This window comes from [Flexibacter] sp. ATCC 35103 (genome assembly GCF_001975985.1).
Lineage (GTDB): Bacteria > Bacteroidota > Bacteroidia > Flavobacteriales > Flavobacteriaceae > Flavobacterium.
In genome coordinates, this window is sequence record NZ_MTQF01000003.1 from 433,426 (window position 1) to 448,605 (window position 15,180).

The following is a 15,180-nucleotide window of genomic DNA, read 5'->3' on the forward strand; positions in this document are numbered from 1 at the left end:
TGTGAAATTCGTGGCAAAAAAGGTTAGAATAAACTTTGCTGAGTTGTTGGGTTTTCGTGATCTATTAACCATTTCTTACGGGATAATCCTCCTGCATAACCAGTTAAAGAACCATTTGTGCCAATAACCCGATGACATGGAACTACAATCCATAACGGATTTTTGCCATTGGCAGATGCAACAGCACGAATCGCTTTTATGTCGCCTAGTTTTTTGGTTTGATCCATGTAGGTTATTGTTTTTCCATATGGAATTTCCAACAACGATTTCCAGACTTTCTGCTGAAATTCGGTACCTTTTGGATTTAGTTTAAAATCAAAATCAATTCTTTTTTTGTCAAAGTATTCCTGAAGTTGCAAAACAGCAGTTTTTAAAACTTCCGGAATTTCAGAAGAAATTTCATTTGTACCAACATCAGAAACGGATATTACAGCAATACCATCTTCATCCCCAACAATTTTGGTGATTCCTAAAGGCGAATTGATGTAAACTGTTTCCATGTTTTTTTAATATAAAGTTCGTAAAGTTTTTTAAACCATATAATTTATAGAAGTAAATTTAAGTTTTGATATCGCAAAGTTTAGTAACCCTTTCATTTAAATGAACTTATGTAACTTATATGGTTTAAGCATTTTAATAATTTTCTAAACTAAATTGATAACCTAAAATGCTTTCAACTTTTTCACTTGAAATAACCTTTTTAATATTCGATTTTTCAGGGCTGAATTTTGGTAAAGTTAAGTTTTGTACTTTTGCTTTTTGCGTATAATATTCCTCTCTTGTAGGATGAAAAGGAGCAACACCATTAAAAACTTCCTTCCATTTTGAATGCCTGATAATTTCTTCGATAATGGCAATACAATCTTTTTGATGAATTAAGTTCACCGGAGCATCAGGGTTTTCGAGATTTTCTTTCCCGGCCAGAAATTTTACCGGATGACGGTCTTCGCCAATTAATCCTCCAAAACGTAAAATTGTGGTTTCGAAATTTTGATTTTTTTGAAGAATTGCTTCTGCCAAAAGCAATTGTTTGCCACTTTCAGTTTCCGGATTGGCAATTGTTTCTTCGGTTATAACTCCGTTTTCATCTCCATAAATAGAAGTTGAACTAACAAAAAGAACATTTTTTACAGTTGATTTTTCTATAAATGGAATTAGGTTTTCTATTTTTTCTACAAATATTTTTCTGGAAGGATTGGAAATATCTGTATTACTTCCTCGCAATTTGGGCGGAATATCTATAATTAAGATTTCACTTTTAGATAAAAAATCGTTGATACTTTCTGAAACGCTTTCGCTTTCAAGTGCTACCAAAAACGGATTTATTCCAGCTTCTTCCAAAACAGAAAGTTTATTTTCAGAAGTCGTAGATCCGTTTACTGAATATCCTTTGTGAATTAATTTTTTTGCTAATGGCAATCCAAGCCATCCGCAGCCTAATATGCTTATTTGTGTCATTTTTTTTGAGGTTCAGAGGAGCAAAGTTACAAAGGTTTTTGTCATCCTGAGCGAAGTCGAAGGACACGAAAGAAGCTCCGCTTAGTAAGTTGTCAATCTTTATAGAGTTACTTGTATGTCCTTCGACTTCGCTCAGGATGACAAGTTTAAAAGAAAAACTTTGCGCGACTTTTCCAGATTATTTTTTTAAATCCAAAGTAAATCGAACTTTATCTTTTCCTTTTCCGCCAATTCGGTTATAGAATTTAATCGCTCTTTCGTTAAATTCCGGTGTTTGCCATTGTATATCGATGCAATTTTTCTCGATTGCGATTTGTTTTAGTTTGTCGATTAAGATCTCACCAATGCCAAAACTTCTGGCTTCCGGTTCTAAAAACAAACAATCCATATACATAAAAGTTGCAGCATCCCAAGTGGAATAATCAAAAGTGTATGAAACATAACCAACAATAGTTTCTTTTGCTGCTACAACTAAACAGAATAATTTTGGATTTTCATGAAACAATGCTTCTTTTAATTTTTGTTCTTTTCCTTTCGGAGAAAAATCAGCTTTCTCAAATTCAGCATGTTTTTGACATAAAACAACCAGTTTTGGTACATCTGATAATTCGCAATTCCTTATTGAATATTCCATTGCAGATTGATTTCGTTTTGTAAAAAGGTAATAAAATGATGAAAGTAGTCCGGATATTGCTGATTTTCACGAATTGCTATAAAATGTTTTCTTCTTAAACCGTTTTTACCAATTTTAATGGCTTTAATTGGATTGTTTTTTAAATGTGGCAACAATGCCCATTTTGCCATAGACATTACGCCCATATCAGCTTTAACCATTTCCAGTGAAGCTTCTGTCAAAGGAAGTGGCGTGATTTTTTTTGGTGTTACTTTAGCCGGAGCCAAAACAAATTGGTGAATCGTTACCGTTTCCATTGGAAGTGAATGAATTAGTAAATGTTCGTTTATAAAATCCTCTGCAACGACATATTTTTTATTTGCCCAGGCGTGATTTTCAGAAACCGCCATAACAACTTCATCCTGAAAAAGCTCAATATATTTAATGTTATTGTCTTTAATCTGATCGCTGATAATGGCGATATCAATTGTGTTTTCAAGTAACTTTTGTAACGGAATATGAGTCGCTTCGGTTATAATTTTCAATTCTACATTTGGATATAAATTGTGAAATTGTTTTAAAACCGGAGGAAGCCAGTGATAACTGGAATAACATTCTGTGCTAATTCTGATTTCGCCGTGTTCACCATAAACCATTTGTTTGATTTGAGATTCGGTTTGAGAGAGTTTTTCCAGAATTTCATTGGCGAGTTCATAGATTTTTTCTCCCGCTTTGGTTAAAACTAACTTTTTGTTTGTTCTCAAAAAAATGGCAGTTCCCAATTGATATTCAGCTTCTTTGAGTTGGTGGCTCAAGGCTGATTGTGTCAAATGCAATTTGTCTATCGCTTTGGTAATGCTTCCTTCTTCGACAATTGCTTTTATTAATCGTAAATGACGTATTTCCATCTTTTAAGAGTTAGTATACAAAGGAACAAAATTTTAGAATGGTTTTTCTATGAAATAAAGTAATCAACTTGATGAATTCTTTTCGTTTTTATGGAAAGTAAGCTTCAATTACTTTTGAAAAAACAAATCATAAAAACGCTAAAGATGGAAAATCAAATTAAACACTATGAAAACAAACTAGCATTCGAAATGGATCCTTCAGATTTATTTGATGCTTTAAACAACGGAGAAAAGGTAATTGTTATTGATGCCAGAAAAGCTTTTGGTTATGAAGCAGAGCATATTCCTACTGCAATTAATATCCCGCATCGCGAAATGACGGTTGAAAGCACAAATAACTTGGATAAAGATGTTTTGTATGTGACGTATTGCGACGGAATTGGCTGCAATGCTTCAACAAAAGGAGCTTTGAATATGGCAAAACTAGGCTTCAAAGTAAAAGAGCTAATAGGAGGAATAGAGTGGTGGAAGTTTGACGGTTATGCCACCGAAGGTACAAACGGTGTAAAAGCAGGTTTAAAAATCGAATGTGCTTGTTGATTTTCTAGGGGCAAAGGTTCAAAGTTGCAAAGGTTCAAAGGTTTTTAAGGTATTCTAAAAAACAAAAAGCACTATTTTCATAGTGCTTTTTTTAAACCTTTGTGCTTATGCTTTGTGCCTTTGTACCTTTGAGCCTCTGTACCTTATTTTAAGATTCTATTAAAGCTTTCAGACCTTGAAGAATTGGATTTTCTTCTCCTTGCGGTTCTTCCTGAACGGCGCCGGGACGATTGTCTTCCTGAATGATTTCAAGTTTTATTTTCTGATTTTCTTCAGATAGAATATAGCTCATTATAAAGTAATTCTCCGGTTTGTCTTCTAATTCCGGCCTTGGGAAAAACAGAGAGTATTTGATTTTCTTATTTGGAACAACATCTAAAACAGTTCCCCATTGCTCAAAAACCTGACCTTCCCATTCGTTTTTAAATCTGATTTCGTTACCAATTTTCCAATCTGTAATTAAATCACTTCCGTATTGCCATTGTTTGACCAATTCTGGCTTTGTCAATGTGTTCCAAACTTTTTCTATTGGAGCATCAAGATAGATTGTTGAAATATTTGTTGCCATAACAAGTATCTTATTGTGGTTTTACAATAGATTTTAAGCTGTCTTTTGAAACAACAGTACTATCTTTTACTACTGTTGCGGCTGGTATAGTGGCTACTGGTGCTGTATATTTTTTTATTTTCTGCTGAATTAATACGGCATCATTCAAAACAAACGGTGTTGGCATCATCCAGTCGTTTCTTGGTTTTATCTGGAACAACGGATTTGTCATTAAATCAAAAGAACTTTCAATTAGATCCATGTCAAAAATAGACGATTTATTAATATAAAAATCCATTACAAGAGGTTCGTTACCAACTACATAATAACAGATAATTTTACTGCCGTCGCGTTCTAAGCGATTTCCTTTTTGGTCTGAAGTTGCAACTCCATTGGCTTTAAAATTATATAAAGTCATTTTTGGATTGGCATAAATATCATAACGGTTTACTTTTCTATTAGGCGTGATTTTGATTTTTAGATATCTGTTATTGCCCACAACGCTGTCTTTTAAGAAAGCAATTGTTGGTTTTGGAACATCTACTACAGGTGCAATGGCACTATATGTGAAACCAGAATTATATTTACTTGCCAGCGGAAGAGCGTTTAAACCTACCGCTTTTTGATTTTTTTCTCCTAAATAAGTTTTGGTCCATTCGTCTAAATTCACGTCGTAAGTTGCCCAAACAGCAGAGTTTGTGTTCGCATTATAAATATATAATAAGCTGTTTGATTTTGCTTTTCCATGCTCGTAACCGGAATGATAACCTGCATAAATAAAGAATCCTATAGATACAGCAAAGAAAAGCATGGTCCAGACTCCTTTTTTAAAGAAAGCTCCAAAAATTGGCAGTAATAATCCAAAAAGAAGAACGGTGAGAATAGCACTACCATAAAGAATTTTGAGACCCAAACCTACCGGGAACATTACGATAAAAGGCGCTACAATGGCCAGTGCAGGTATGCTAAATAATAAATTGAGACCTAAACTATAATGTTGGGTAAGAACAAAAATTCCGAATAACAGAACTCCAAAATAAACCGGAATAATCAGGAAACCTGCGCCAGTTAAGCTATTTGCTAAAAATGCATTTATAATAATCCAGAGTAACAAAGGTGCTACAAAGTGATTCATTGTGATTTTTGCTTCTGAAAAATGGTGATAAAAAGCAAAAGAAATGGCAATACTCAGCGTTACAAAAGCGCCAATATAAGCGTGTCCGTTATAGGTAAACCCATTAAGAAGATCGGAATATTGGGGATATATTTCTAATATAATTTTCCAGCCTAAAAAAGTAACTAATCCGGAAATTGCAATTGATCCCAAAAGCGGAACAAATCCTCTGAAAATTTCCCTGAAAGTAATAACACGTTTTGCTTTGCCTATAAAAATAAAAAGAATCAATAGACCTAAAGCTATAATAGTCATTGGAAAAACCCAGCTAAACGGGTAACTTATAAAGGAGAATGGAGCACTAAAATAAACATCGTCCTGAGTTGAATTTGTAGTGTTTAAGTCTACATTCGAAAAATATTTTAATAATGGCATCAGGTAAGTTCCCTGATGAGCAAGAGTTGTTTTGCTTAAATGCTGAACGTCGTCTTGTTGTGTATGGTAATTATAATGCCCGTCTATAAAGGCGAAATTAAACCCTTGTATGTTTCCTTGTTTTCTAAAAACAGTTAGATCAGTATCATTTGGCAGCATTTTGTAGATGCTGTACATCAACGAGTTTGAAACCGGATATTTAGTTTTTGCATTCGAAAATTCTTTTACCAGAGCTTCATTGCCTTTGTTGGTTTCCATCAGCATATAACTTGGTCCTGAAGAACCCCTTGCTTCAAAATTAATGACCAGACCAACTTCTTTTGCCCAAGGATGTTTGTTTACGAAAAGTGCAGCTCCATTTAAACCCAATTCTTCGGCATCAGAAAAAAGAATAATGATGTCATTCTTATGTGGTTGTTTGGCATATAAAAAAGCACGAATTCCCTCTAATATTGTCGCTACTCCTGAGGCATCGTCGCTTGCACCTTTAGAAAATGAATGTGGGGCACTGTCATAATGTGATAGTAACAATAACGCTTTTGAATTGTTTGTACCTTTTATTCGGGCCAGTATGTTTTTGGACTTTACTAAAAGACCTTTGTCGTTAAGAGTAAAACCTTCCTGAACAGAAGTTTCCAATCCAATTCTGTTAAGTTCAAGTTTTAGATAATTTGCAACCAGTTCGTGATTGGTTGAACCAACATAGTGTGGCTTTTGAGCAATAATTTCGACTTGATTCAGCGCTCTTTCGGTAGAAAATTCAGCAAGAGCTTCTTCATCTTTCGAAATCCATTGTGGCATCATCGAGGCGTAAATGATGCCTAGAATTGCTAAAACGCAGACTATGGCCAGAATTGAGGTGGGGTTTTTCTTCATTACGTACTATATTTCTTTTTTAACAAGCATAAAATAATCATTGTCCAAAGAGCGATATCCTTGATCATACAAGAAATAGTAGGTATTTCCTGTTTTGGTTTGCAAGATATTGGTAAAGAAATCGAAATCAAAACCTTTATTGATCATTTTATCTCTTGTTGCCCTAGATTTTCCATCAGTATTTAATTCAGACAAAATACGGTAATTTTTTCGTAATTTGTTGTTTACATTCCTCATGAAATTGTTACTGTCTTTATTTATTTTATTGTTGTACGCATTTCTGCAACTATCTGAACAGAATTTTTTGTCTTCACGACCAACTATTTTTTCGAAACATTCAAGACAGGCTTTCATGGCTCGATCTTTTTGATCTCATACAAATCAGTACGACGATCTTTTAAGATTCTCACACTTCCGTGTTCGTGAAGCTGTTTAAGCAAGTTCAAATCGACATCAACAATCAAAGTCATCTCTGTATTTGGAGTTGCTTCGGCCTTAATACCGTTACTCGGAAAAGCAAAATCTGATGGGGTAAATACAGATGCCTGTGCATATTGAATATCCATATTGTTTACTTTTGGCAAGTTACCAACACAACCAGCAATAGCAACATAACATTCGTTTTCTATCGCACGTGCCTGAGAACAGTGTTTTACTCTTGTATAAGCGTTTTGAGTATCTGTTAAAAACGGAACAAATAAAATATTCATTCCTTCATTAGCCAGGATTCGCGAAAGTTCCGGAAACTCAACATCGTAACAAATCAGAATTCCAATTTTTCCGCAATCCGTATCAAAGGTCTTGAAGTGTGATCCGCCTTTCATTCCCCAATGCTGAACTTCGTTTGGTGTAACGTGAATCTTGGTATACATTTCTGATGTTCCGTCTCTTTTGCATAAAAAACCCACATTGTATAAGTTGCCATTTTCTAAAAGCGGCATACTTCCGGTAATAATATTAATGTTGTAAGAGATTGCAAATTCCTGGAAACGTTTCCTGATTGGGTCAGAATATCGGGCAAGTTCACGAATGGCTTCAGCTTCAGATAAATGATTGTAATCTGCCATTAAAGGCGCAATAAATAATTCAGGAAATAGTGCAAAATCAGAACCATAACCTGAAACAACATCGATAAAAAATTCTGATTGTTCAAAAAACTCTTCCAGATTATTCAACTGACGCATTTGCCATTGCACCAATCCTAAACGAATAACACTTTTTTCAAGGTTGATTAGTTTTGGACTTTCGTCGTAATAAACATTATTCCATTCTAAAAGCACAGCAAATTCCTTAGATTCTTCGTCGCCTTCCAGATAGTTTTTGATGATCCTTAATACGTGAAAATCATTGCTTAACTGAAATGAAAGTACAGGATCGTGTAGTTCTTTATGTTTTACTTTATCAATATAAACTTTTGGAGTCATCTTTTTTGCATGTTGAGAATAATTTGGAATTCTTCCTGCAAAAACAATTGCTTTTAGGTTCAATTGCTCGCAAAGTTCTTTACGAGTATCATATAAACGGCGGCCTAAACGTAAGCCACGATAATTAGGGTGGATAAAAACGTCTATACCGTACAGTATTTCCCCGTCAGGGTTGTGAGTTGAGAAAGTATAATCGCCTATAATTTGTTTGTAGTTGTGTCTTTTATCTACTAATTTTTCATCGACAATTAGAGATAATGCAGATCCTACAACTACACCGTCAACTAGTATAACAAGTTGACCTTCAGGGAATATTGATAATAATTTTTTTATGTCATTAGATCTCCAGTATGAATTGGCCATTTCAGGATACGATTCAACCATGGAATTTTTTAGCTGCTGATAGTCGTCGAATTCTAAATTTCTTAATTCAACTTTATTGATTTTTGTTTGCATTGTAGTATGATTTCTGTTAAATATACAAAAAAATGTTTCCATTTACAAACGCTTACAAATAGTTACAACCGAATGTAATTAGTTTACAACCGATTAATTTTTTGAACCTGTCGCATCTTTGCCCTGTTGAATTTGATAAACGAATTCTTTATAGGAACATTTAAATAGTATACGCCATGAATGCAATGAAAAACAGAGTACAATTAATTGGTAACGCAGGAAACGATCCGGAAATTAAAACATTAGAAAACGGAACAAAACTGGCACATTTAACCATTGCCACCAATGAGAAATATACCAATGATAAAGGTGAAAAAGTAGAGCAAACCCAGTGGCATCGTGTTACCGCATGGGGCAAAACTGCCGAAATTATCGAAAAATATGTGGTAAAAGGTAAAGAAGTTGCGATCGAAGGAAAATTAACCCACAGAAGTTACGATGACAAAAACGGAGAAAAAAAATATGTGACCGAAGTTGTTGTCAATGAAATTTTGTTGCTTAGTAAATAACATTTAACCAAATTTGATACTAAACTAAATTAGGTTTTATACCAATAATTGGGTACTTAGCAAACCAAACCCGACAGGTTTTTATAACCTGTCGGGTTTAAAATTTTATATTGTAATTATAAAACAGAAGCACCGTTGATATCAGTTGAAAGAACCTCACTCATATAATCTAAAAAAGGCCGCATGTTTTTGCAAGTTTCTAAAGCTTGCTCCAAAAAAAGCGGACTCAATACTTCTTCATCTGTAAAACGTTTCATAATCAAAAACTGTTTGTAGCGCAGTAAATCGATAGCTTTATGATTTACATCATAACCCTTTGGAGCTGTTTTTAGCTGTTCGCCTTGCAGAGTTCCAAAAGTGTTGACAAAAGATTTTGATTTCAGTATTTTTTGCATTGGTTCAGGATCGTGGGCAAATTCGCTTCTAAGGCGTTTTAAGTCTGCTGCATTAGGTCCCCAGAAAGCAGCAGCGAAAAAACTGTTTCCTTTTTCCAGATGAAAATAATACCCGCCGCGCCTTGCCTTTGTTGCTCTTGTAAAACTGCCGCCCCAATAGTTTTTAAAAGGAGTTTTATCTTTAGAAAAACGAATATCGCGATAAATTCTATAGACACTTTTTTTACCCGAAGCCGTTTCTAAAACATCGGTTTTTGAAAGTTCCTGAAGCAAAGCATCTGCAAAGGTTTCAATATGGTTTAATTCTTTTAAGTAATTTGGCTTATTTGCCTCAAACCAGGGTTTGTTATTGTTCTCTTTAAGTTGAGTTAAAAAATCAAGACTGGATTTGGGTATTATAATTTCGTTTTTCATAGAATTATTCTTATTAGTCTGAAGGCGATTAGGATTAAACTAAAAACCCACCAAATTTCTTGGTGGGTTTTGTGTATATTTTGTTAAGCAGTTTTTTTGAATAAATCAAACATGGGACAACGTGAGCAGCGTTTCTTCTCGCTTTTTTTGTATTTCTCACAACAAGAAGATTTACAGTTTTCCAACTTCTTAATGTTCTCAAGGATAGCTTTATTCTTCTTTTTCTTTTTATCCTTTTTCTTGTCCTTATCTTTTTCTTTCTTGCCCAATTTTCCTCCGTATTTAAAAACAGAAGCAAATATAAAAGAAAAATGTTATTTTTATATATTCTAAATAAACTTTAACTTTTTTTATTTTGGGTTAATAGCAATAGAGCTTGTAACCGTTAATTGCTGAATATCACGGTCGAACAAATAAAGTCCACCTTTATCATCGCCAATTAAATTGATTTTGTCTAAGATAGATTTAGCTGTTGCTTCTTCTTCGATTTGTTCAGCTACGTACCATTGCAAGAAATTGTGAGTTGCATAATCTTTTTCTTCAAAAGTTATGTGAACCAGTTCATTAATAGATTCCGAAACAAAGATTTCATGATTATAAAGGGCTTCAAACATTTCTTTGAATGTAGAGTATGATGTTTTTGGCGCTTTAAGATCGGTAATCTGAGCGTGACCTCCGCGTTCGTTGATGTACTTAACCAGTTTAAGCATATGTGCGCGCTCTTCGTCTGATTGTGTGTACATAAATTGCGCAATTCCTTCTAATCCGTGTACTTCAGCCCAACAAGCCATAGAAAGGTAGGTTTGCGAAGATTCTGCCTCTATGCGTATTTGCTTATTTAATGCTGCTTCTATATTTTTCGATAACATAATAATGACTTTTTTGTAAAGTTAGAAAAAATAATCCATTCCCTTTTTTGGAAATCCATAAACACGAGACATTTGGATTAATTCTCAATAAAAAATTAACGAGGCTTAATTGTACCAAAAGAGGCTTGTTTTGAAAATTGGGATTTGTTCATAATCGGGTTTCCGTTATCTTCCAGTATTAAACCATCTGTAAATTTGCGCATTATATATTGTTGAGATACTGTGTCATAATAGCTCAGTATGTAGTAATCTTTTAACTTTAGAATGTTTTGCAGCGACACATTTTTAGTGATGCTCAAAAAATACGAGATGTTATCAATTGCAAGTGGTTCTTGTTGATTGTTGTTTATAAATTCATATTTAGAATTTAGCGTCGAATCAAAGAAAACCATTTTGCTTTGTGTGTAATTCTGGAAAGCAGGATTATCAAAATCCTGAAAAGTCATATAATCACGAGGCGGATAAAATGTATCCGTATAAATATGTTCTACAAAACCTCCAAATGTTATATAAATAGCATTGTTATTTTCTAAGACAGAAACTCCAGCGCTCAAAGGTGATAAACGTTGTAGAAATTTAGAAACCGTTTTTAATTTCTGAGGTTTCTCGTTGTTCATCTGAAGAAACATTAAAGAGTTTGTAAAAGGTATAGTGTCATTTTTGGAGATTGAAGCACTTTTGATTGTTTTTTCGGAATCGAAATCTTTTATATCAAATAACAATTCTTCTTTATTAGCATTGATTTGATATAGTTTGTTTTTGCTATAAAAAGAATTTGAGGTTTTAGAGTCATTCTTTAAAGCAGGCTGATCAAAGTTTTTCTCTGTTACCGCTGTCGTTTCAAGGTTAAGATCAAATACCTGTGTTTTTTTTTGATTATAGTCAAAAGTCAAAAGCATATGTTTGTCAAGTACATACATCTTAATGAGTTTAGCGCTTTTGTCTAAAGTATTAAAATCATTTGTCTCTATTTTCTGGATTGGAAAATATCGAATAAGTGCACTGAAGCTAAGGTTTTGACCTATGGCATTTTGAAAAGAAAAAGCTGAAAAATCAAACATCTTTATTTCGCATTTTCCATTATCAAATTCATAGAGAAGAAGATGTTGTTGGTTTTTTTCTTTTGCCAGAACGTAGAATAAATTATCTTTTTGAAACGTCGTTATGAGATATTCAATATTGTCCGGAAAATCAAAATTTAAGGGTTTAGAAATTTTTGTTCCCAGATAATATTTTATAATATGAAAGTTTCGTAAGTTTCTTGAACCCCAGTAAAGGGTAGGGTTTCCATCTTCGCTAAAGCTGTGGCCAATCAAGGTTCTTTTTTCTACATATTTTATAGTATCAGTAAACTGATTGGTAAGAAAAAGGGATTTGTTATATTTTAAAATATTGATGTTTTTATCGTCTGCTGCAAAGACATAAATATCATGGGTTTTTACATCCTCAACATTTAAAGCCTGTCCATTTTCTAAAGAATTATGCAGGTTTAAGGGATATGAGTTCAATACTGTTTGACCCAACAGTACTGATTTATAGATTAGAAGAAAGAAGAGTAATGATTTTTTCATGTTTTTTTACCAACAATAATTATTCCAAATTCAGGCTCTTTTATTTTTATATTATTAGCAGTCAGTTTATAAAATAAATTAGATTAAGGATTGATAATCAAATTGTTATTTTGTTATGCTAAAAAAAGAGTATGCTATATTTGCTTATGATTTACCTTAAAGGTATAAAAAAAGTCCTGAAGAATAATTTCTTCAGGACTTGATTTTTTAATGATGCTTAGATTATTTTACTCTAAAAGTAACTCTTCTTGCCAATCTTCTGGCTTCTTCTGATTCTTTTTGAATAGATGTATCAGCTCCACCAGCTACAACATTTAATCTTGAAGATGCAATACCTGCTTTTTCAAAAATTGTTTTAACATTGTTAGCTCTTGTGTTTGATAATTTCTCGTTATACTCTGAGCTTCCAACCTGATCTGCATAACCAATAATGTCAATAGACGCTGAAGGAGTTTTTCTTAAATAAGTTAAAACTACATCAATTGCAGCAGTAGAATTTTCGATTGGTGTCGATTTGTTAAAGTCAAAATAAACGCTGTAATATTTGTCGTTAATCATTTCTTTGATAACATCTTTGTCACTTACTGCCGGAGCACTAATTTGCTTTTCGATAATTACTTGTTTTTCTGGTACTTTTCTAACCAGAGCTTCAAGATCTGCCATTTTGTTTTCTAAAGCCGATGAATCGAAATCATGTGAAACAACAACCCAGTCAGCATGTTTAGTGTTTTTTCCTAAATACACATTAAGACCAACAGTACCGTTAAAAAGGATACCTGTGAAACCTCTTGTGTCTCCAATAGTTGCACCATCAAACGTAGAATTTTGAGAAGCATTCAAAATAGTAGTAAAATCACCAGTTAGGGCAAGTCTGTCAGTTAATCTGATTTGACCTGTAACACCAGCAATAAAATTACCCATTCTGTCTTTTACATGTAAGTCTTTGTTCTCGAACTGAGCCAAACCAAAACCTGCATGACCTAATAAACCAATTGTTTTAGTCCATGTTTCAAAGTTCATGATTCTGCCTAAGTTTGCAACAGCTTGCAAATCTGCTCTGTAATATTTTGAATCAAAGTCTACAGAATTATTTTTTCCTGTAAAACTGTTGTATCCAAAATCAGCTTTTAAACCAAACTTGTTGTTAAGCATGTACCTAACTCCCAGGTCTCCAACATAAAAACTTGGAGTTGAAGTATAATAGCCTGATGTCATTGGACGTTGAGGTTTATTAACTCCGCCAGCTACTTCGATCGACCATTTATTATAGTCGCTTCCCGTATTTTTTTCTGTTTCTGATTGCGCGTGAAGGTTCGTTAAACCTAGCGAAAACGCTAGAACAATTACAATTTTTTTCATTGTTATTTGAGATTTTAAATTTTCATCAAACAAACAATTTATTGTAGGAATTATTCTCCAGCATAAGCCATAAGAACAACAGAATAAGGTTAAATAATATTTAAGTATTCATTAATTCCTGAAAATAATCTACAAATTGCCCCATATGCAAACCATCCATCAAGCCATGATGAACATGTACTGACATTGCGATTGTTCTGGTCCCGGTTTCACTAGTGATCATTTTGCCAAAAGAAATTTTAGGACAACTGTCTGGAAACGTGTAGCTGCGGGCGTGAGAAAGCGAAGTAAAATTAAGCCACGGAATTGCAGAGAAATGAATCACATTATCATCATCAAAGGATCTTGTAAAAAGTCCGGTTGTGTTTTGAATACGTTCAATTTCTGCCAAAGCATTTTGTTCGAAGATTTTAAAATCTGGACTATATTCTATTAATGAAAATCCAAAAGTTCCGTCTTCGCGTCCAATTGTTGCTGATACATCAATACGGTCATTGATATAGATATTGTCATCAGCAATTCTATATTTGAAATTTTCAATAGAATTCACTGCAACTAACGTTTTATGCAAATAATAAATAAAGAAAGAAGCTTTAAGGTTTTTTGCAGCCTGATATGCTTTTGTACAATCAATTTGTACGGTTGCACCAAAAAAAGGTTCCTCCATTTGTCTGAAATGCTGGAAATGTTCTTTCCTGTTCCAGTTTTCTAAATCTAAAAGTGTTTTCATTATGATAAGTTCTCAAGTACTTGAGTAATTTTTTCGAATGAACTAAAGTGTTCGTGTTCTACTTTATGACTAATTTTTTCGTGTTCCCAAGTGGTATGAAACGGAATGTGCACCGCGTAACCTCCAAGTCCTAAAACTGGCAAAACATCAGATTTTAATGAATTTCCAATCATTAGAAATTCGTTTGCCTGAATCTCTAAACGGCCTAATAGTTTTTCGTAATCAATCTCTTGTTTGTCTGACATTACTTCGATATGATGAAAATAATGTCCTAAACCTGAACGATGCAATTTACTGTGTTGATCTTTCAAGTCGCCTTTTGTAGCAACAACCAATTTGTATTTGCCGTGTAAAGCTTGCAAAGTTTCTTCGACTCCGTCCAGAAGCTCGATTGGTTTCTCGAGTAATTCTTTTCCGTACTGAATAATTTTTGCGATCGCTTCAATCGGGATTGTATTGTTCGAAATATTCATCGCAGCTTCGATCATCGAAAGAATATAACCTTTAATTCCGTAACCATATAAAGGTAAATTCGCAATTTCGATTTTAAACAATTCCTGCGAAATTCCCTGATGCGAAAGATAATCTTCCATCAAGGCACAAAATTTATGTTCAGTTTCTTCAAAGTAAGGTTCGTTAACAAACAAAGTGTCATCAGCATCAAATGCAATTACTTTTAAATTTGGTATTTTGTTTTTATGTAACATAGAAAGTTGTTTCAAGTTTGTTTTGTTTCAGGTTTCAGGTTTTTTTGCCACGAATTACACAATTATCGCTGATGTTTCCGCCACGAATTCACGAATTATTTTAAAAAGAATCTGCTCAATCTGCCAAATCTGCGAGAGAATTTTTTTGCTACGAATTAAACTAATTAGCATGAATTTTTCCGCCACGAATTCACGAATTATTTAAAAAAGAATCTGCTTAATCTGTCAAATCTGCAATAGATTTTTTTAGCAACA

General features: G+C 33.6%; 17 protein-coding genes. 2 read left to right on the forward strand and 15 right to left on the reverse strand.

The window, feature by feature from the left end; genetic code table 11:
* Window positions 1-23 precede the first annotated feature (23 nt).
* From BXU01_RS06150 to BXU01_RS06165, 4 genes are all read right to left on the reverse strand, one after another.
* Window positions 24-500, reverse strand: a complete 477-nt coding sequence (locus BXU01_RS06150; RefSeq protein ID WP_083692259.1) for a methylated-DNA--[protein]-cysteine S-methyltransferase — start codon at window positions 498-500, stop codon at window positions 24-26.
* Between the two features lie 133 nt (window positions 501-633).
* Complete coding sequence (locus tag BXU01_RS06155; RefSeq protein ID WP_083692261.1) at window positions 634-1,458, reverse strand: SDR family oxidoreductase; 825 nt, start codon at window positions 1,456-1,458, stop codon at window positions 634-636.
* 178 nt (window positions 1,459-1,636) lie between these two features.
* Window positions 1,637-2,092, reverse strand: coding sequence for a GNAT family N-acetyltransferase (locus BXU01_RS06160; RefSeq protein WP_083692263.1), 456 nt, complete (start codon window positions 2,090-2,092; stop codon window positions 1,637-1,639).
* Window positions 2,077-2,979, reverse strand: coding sequence for a LysR family transcriptional regulator (locus BXU01_RS06165; protein ID WP_083692265.1), 903 nt, complete (start codon window positions 2,977-2,979; stop codon window positions 2,077-2,079). The genes BXU01_RS06160 and BXU01_RS06165 overlap by 16 nt, the downstream gene beginning before the upstream one ends.
* Before the next feature lie 144 nt (window positions 2,980-3,123).
* Between BXU01_RS06165 and BXU01_RS06170 the strand changes: the two genes are divergently transcribed.
* The gene (locus BXU01_RS06170; protein ID WP_083692267.1) at window positions 3,124-3,519 is read left to right on the forward strand and encodes a rhodanese-like domain-containing protein; all 396 of its coding nucleotides are present in this window, start codon (window positions 3,124-3,126) and stop codon (window positions 3,517-3,519) included.
* 148 nt (window positions 3,520-3,667) lie between these two features.
* On the opposite strand, the gene BXU01_RS06175 is transcribed toward BXU01_RS06170, so the two are convergent.
* The 4 genes from BXU01_RS06175 to BXU01_RS06190 are packed head-to-tail and all read right to left on the reverse strand — an operon-like array spanning window position 3,668 to window position 8,371.
* Complete coding sequence (locus BXU01_RS06175; protein WP_083692268.1) at window positions 3,668-4,087, reverse strand: SRPBCC family protein; 420 nt, start codon at window positions 4,085-4,087, stop codon at window positions 3,668-3,670.
* A 10-nt stretch (window positions 4,088-4,097) separates the two neighbouring features.
* Window positions 4,098-6,491, reverse strand: coding sequence for a M28 family peptidase (locus tag BXU01_RS06180; protein WP_083692270.1), 2,394 nt, complete (start codon window positions 6,489-6,491; stop codon window positions 4,098-4,100).
* A 6-nt stretch (window positions 6,492-6,497) separates the two neighbouring features.
* On the reverse strand, window positions 6,498-6,845 hold the full coding sequence (locus BXU01_RS06185) for a hypothetical protein (protein WP_083692272.1): 348 nt from the start codon (window positions 6,843-6,845) through the stop codon (window positions 6,498-6,500).
* Window positions 6,842-8,371 (reverse strand): carbon-nitrogen hydrolase family protein, encoded by a 1,530-nt coding sequence (locus BXU01_RS06190; protein ID WP_083692274.1) that lies wholly within the window; start codon window positions 8,369-8,371, stop codon window positions 6,842-6,844. Before BXU01_RS06190 ends, BXU01_RS06185 begins: the two co-directional genes overlap by 4 nt.
* Before the next feature lie 176 nt (window positions 8,372-8,547).
* On the opposite strand from BXU01_RS06190, the gene BXU01_RS06195 reads away from it, so the two are divergent.
* Window positions 8,548-8,880 (forward strand): single-stranded DNA-binding protein, encoded by a 333-nt coding sequence (locus BXU01_RS06195; RefSeq protein WP_083692276.1) that lies wholly within the window; start codon window positions 8,548-8,550, stop codon window positions 8,878-8,880.
* Between the two features lie 116 nt (window positions 8,881-8,996).
* Here BXU01_RS06195 and BXU01_RS06200 read toward each other — a convergent pair whose 3' ends face one another.
* The 7 genes from BXU01_RS06200 to BXU01_RS06230 form a co-directional block, all read right to left on the reverse strand.
* Window positions 8,997-9,689 carry a DUF2461 domain-containing protein gene (locus BXU01_RS06200; protein ID WP_083692278.1) on the reverse strand — a complete coding sequence of 231 codons (693 nt, stop codon included), beginning with the start codon at window positions 9,687-9,689 and terminating at the stop codon, window positions 8,997-8,999.
* An 83-nt stretch (window positions 9,690-9,772) separates the two neighbouring features.
* Window positions 9,773-9,958: a hypothetical protein gene (locus BXU01_RS23740; RefSeq protein WP_083692280.1), complete on the reverse strand. Its 186-nt coding sequence runs from the start codon at window positions 9,956-9,958 to the stop codon at window positions 9,773-9,775.
* 81 nt (window positions 9,959-10,039) lie between these two features.
* Window positions 10,040-10,558 carry a ferritin gene (locus BXU01_RS06210; RefSeq protein ID WP_083692282.1) on the reverse strand — a complete coding sequence of 173 codons (519 nt, stop codon included), beginning with the start codon at window positions 10,556-10,558 and terminating at the stop codon, window positions 10,040-10,042.
* Between the two features lie 95 nt (window positions 10,559-10,653).
* Window positions 10,654-12,129, reverse strand: coding sequence for a hypothetical protein (locus BXU01_RS06215; protein WP_083692284.1), 1,476 nt, complete (start codon window positions 12,127-12,129; stop codon window positions 10,654-10,656).
* Window positions 12,130-12,351: 222 nt separating this feature from the next.
* On the reverse strand, window positions 12,352-13,488 hold the full coding sequence (locus BXU01_RS06220) for an OmpA family protein (protein ID WP_083692285.1): 1,137 nt from the start codon (window positions 13,486-13,488) through the stop codon (window positions 12,352-12,354).
* Between the two features lie 100 nt (window positions 13,489-13,588).
* The gene (locus BXU01_RS06225) at window positions 13,589-14,218 is read right to left on the reverse strand and encodes a chloramphenicol acetyltransferase (protein WP_083692287.1); all 630 of its coding nucleotides are present in this window, start codon (window positions 14,216-14,218) and stop codon (window positions 13,589-13,591) included.
* Complete coding sequence (locus BXU01_RS06230) at window positions 14,218-14,925, reverse strand: HAD family hydrolase (RefSeq protein WP_083692289.1); 708 nt, start codon at window positions 14,923-14,925, stop codon at window positions 14,218-14,220. The genes BXU01_RS06225 and BXU01_RS06230 overlap by 1 nt, the downstream gene beginning before the upstream one ends.
* Window positions 14,926-15,180: the final 255 nt, after the last annotated feature.

What these genes read in the sequence shown, in the direction of transcription:
- BXU01_RS06210 (WP_083692282.1), bottom strand. Translation starts at nt 10,558, where the DNA reads ATGTTATCGAAAAATATAGAAGCAGCATTAAATAAGCAAATACGCATA.
- BXU01_RS06185 (WP_083692272.1), bottom strand. Translation starts at nt 6,845, where the DNA reads ATGAAAGCCTGTCTTGAATGTTTCGAAAAAATAGTTGGTCGTGAAGAC.
- BXU01_RS06160 (WP_083692263.1), bottom strand. Translation starts at nt 2,092, where the DNA reads ATGGAATATTCAATAAGGAATTGCGAATTATCAGATGTACCAAAACTG.
- BXU01_RS06155 (WP_083692261.1), bottom strand. Translation starts at nt 1,458, where the DNA reads ATGACACAAATAAGCATATTAGGCTGCGGATGGCTTGGATTGCCATTA.
- BXU01_RS06230 (WP_083692289.1), bottom strand. Translation starts at nt 14,925, where the DNA reads ATGTTACATAAAAACAAAATACCAAATTTAAAAGTAATTGCATTTGAT.
- BXU01_RS06180 (WP_083692270.1), bottom strand. Translation starts at nt 6,491, where the DNA reads ATGAAGAAAAACCCCACCTCAATTCTGGCCATAGTCTGCGTTTTAGCA.
- BXU01_RS06200 (WP_083692278.1), bottom strand. Translation starts at nt 9,689, where the DNA reads ATGAAAAACGAAATTATAATACCCAAATCCAGTCTTGATTTTTTAACT.
- BXU01_RS06215 (WP_083692284.1), bottom strand. Translation starts at nt 12,129, where the DNA reads ATGAAAAAATCATTACTCTTCTTTCTTCTAATCTATAAATCAGTACTG.
- BXU01_RS06165 (WP_083692265.1), bottom strand. Translation starts at nt 2,979, where the DNA reads ATGGAAATACGTCATTTACGATTAATAAAAGCAATTGTCGAAGAAGGA.
- BXU01_RS06170 (WP_083692267.1), top strand. Translation starts at nt 3,124, where the DNA reads ATGGAAAATCAAATTAAACACTATGAAAACAAACTAGCATTCGAAATG.
- BXU01_RS06150 (WP_083692259.1), bottom strand. Translation starts at nt 500, where the DNA reads ATGGAAACAGTTTACATCAATTCGCCTTTAGGAATCACCAAAATTGTT.
- BXU01_RS06190 (WP_083692274.1), bottom strand. Translation starts at nt 8,371, where the DNA reads ATGCAAACAAAAATCAATAAAGTTGAATTAAGAAATTTAGAATTCGAC.
- BXU01_RS06225 (WP_083692287.1), bottom strand. Translation starts at nt 14,218, where the DNA reads ATGAAAACACTTTTAGATTTAGAAAACTGGAACAGGAAAGAACATTTC.
- BXU01_RS06195 (WP_083692276.1), top strand. Translation starts at nt 8,548, where the DNA reads ATGAATGCAATGAAAAACAGAGTACAATTAATTGGTAACGCAGGAAAC.
- BXU01_RS06175 (WP_083692268.1), bottom strand. Translation starts at nt 4,087, where the DNA reads ATGGCAACAAATATTTCAACAATCTATCTTGATGCTCCAATAGAAAAA.
- BXU01_RS06220 (WP_083692285.1), bottom strand. Translation starts at nt 13,488, where the DNA reads ATGAAAAAAATTGTAATTGTTCTAGCGTTTTCGCTAGGTTTAACGAAC.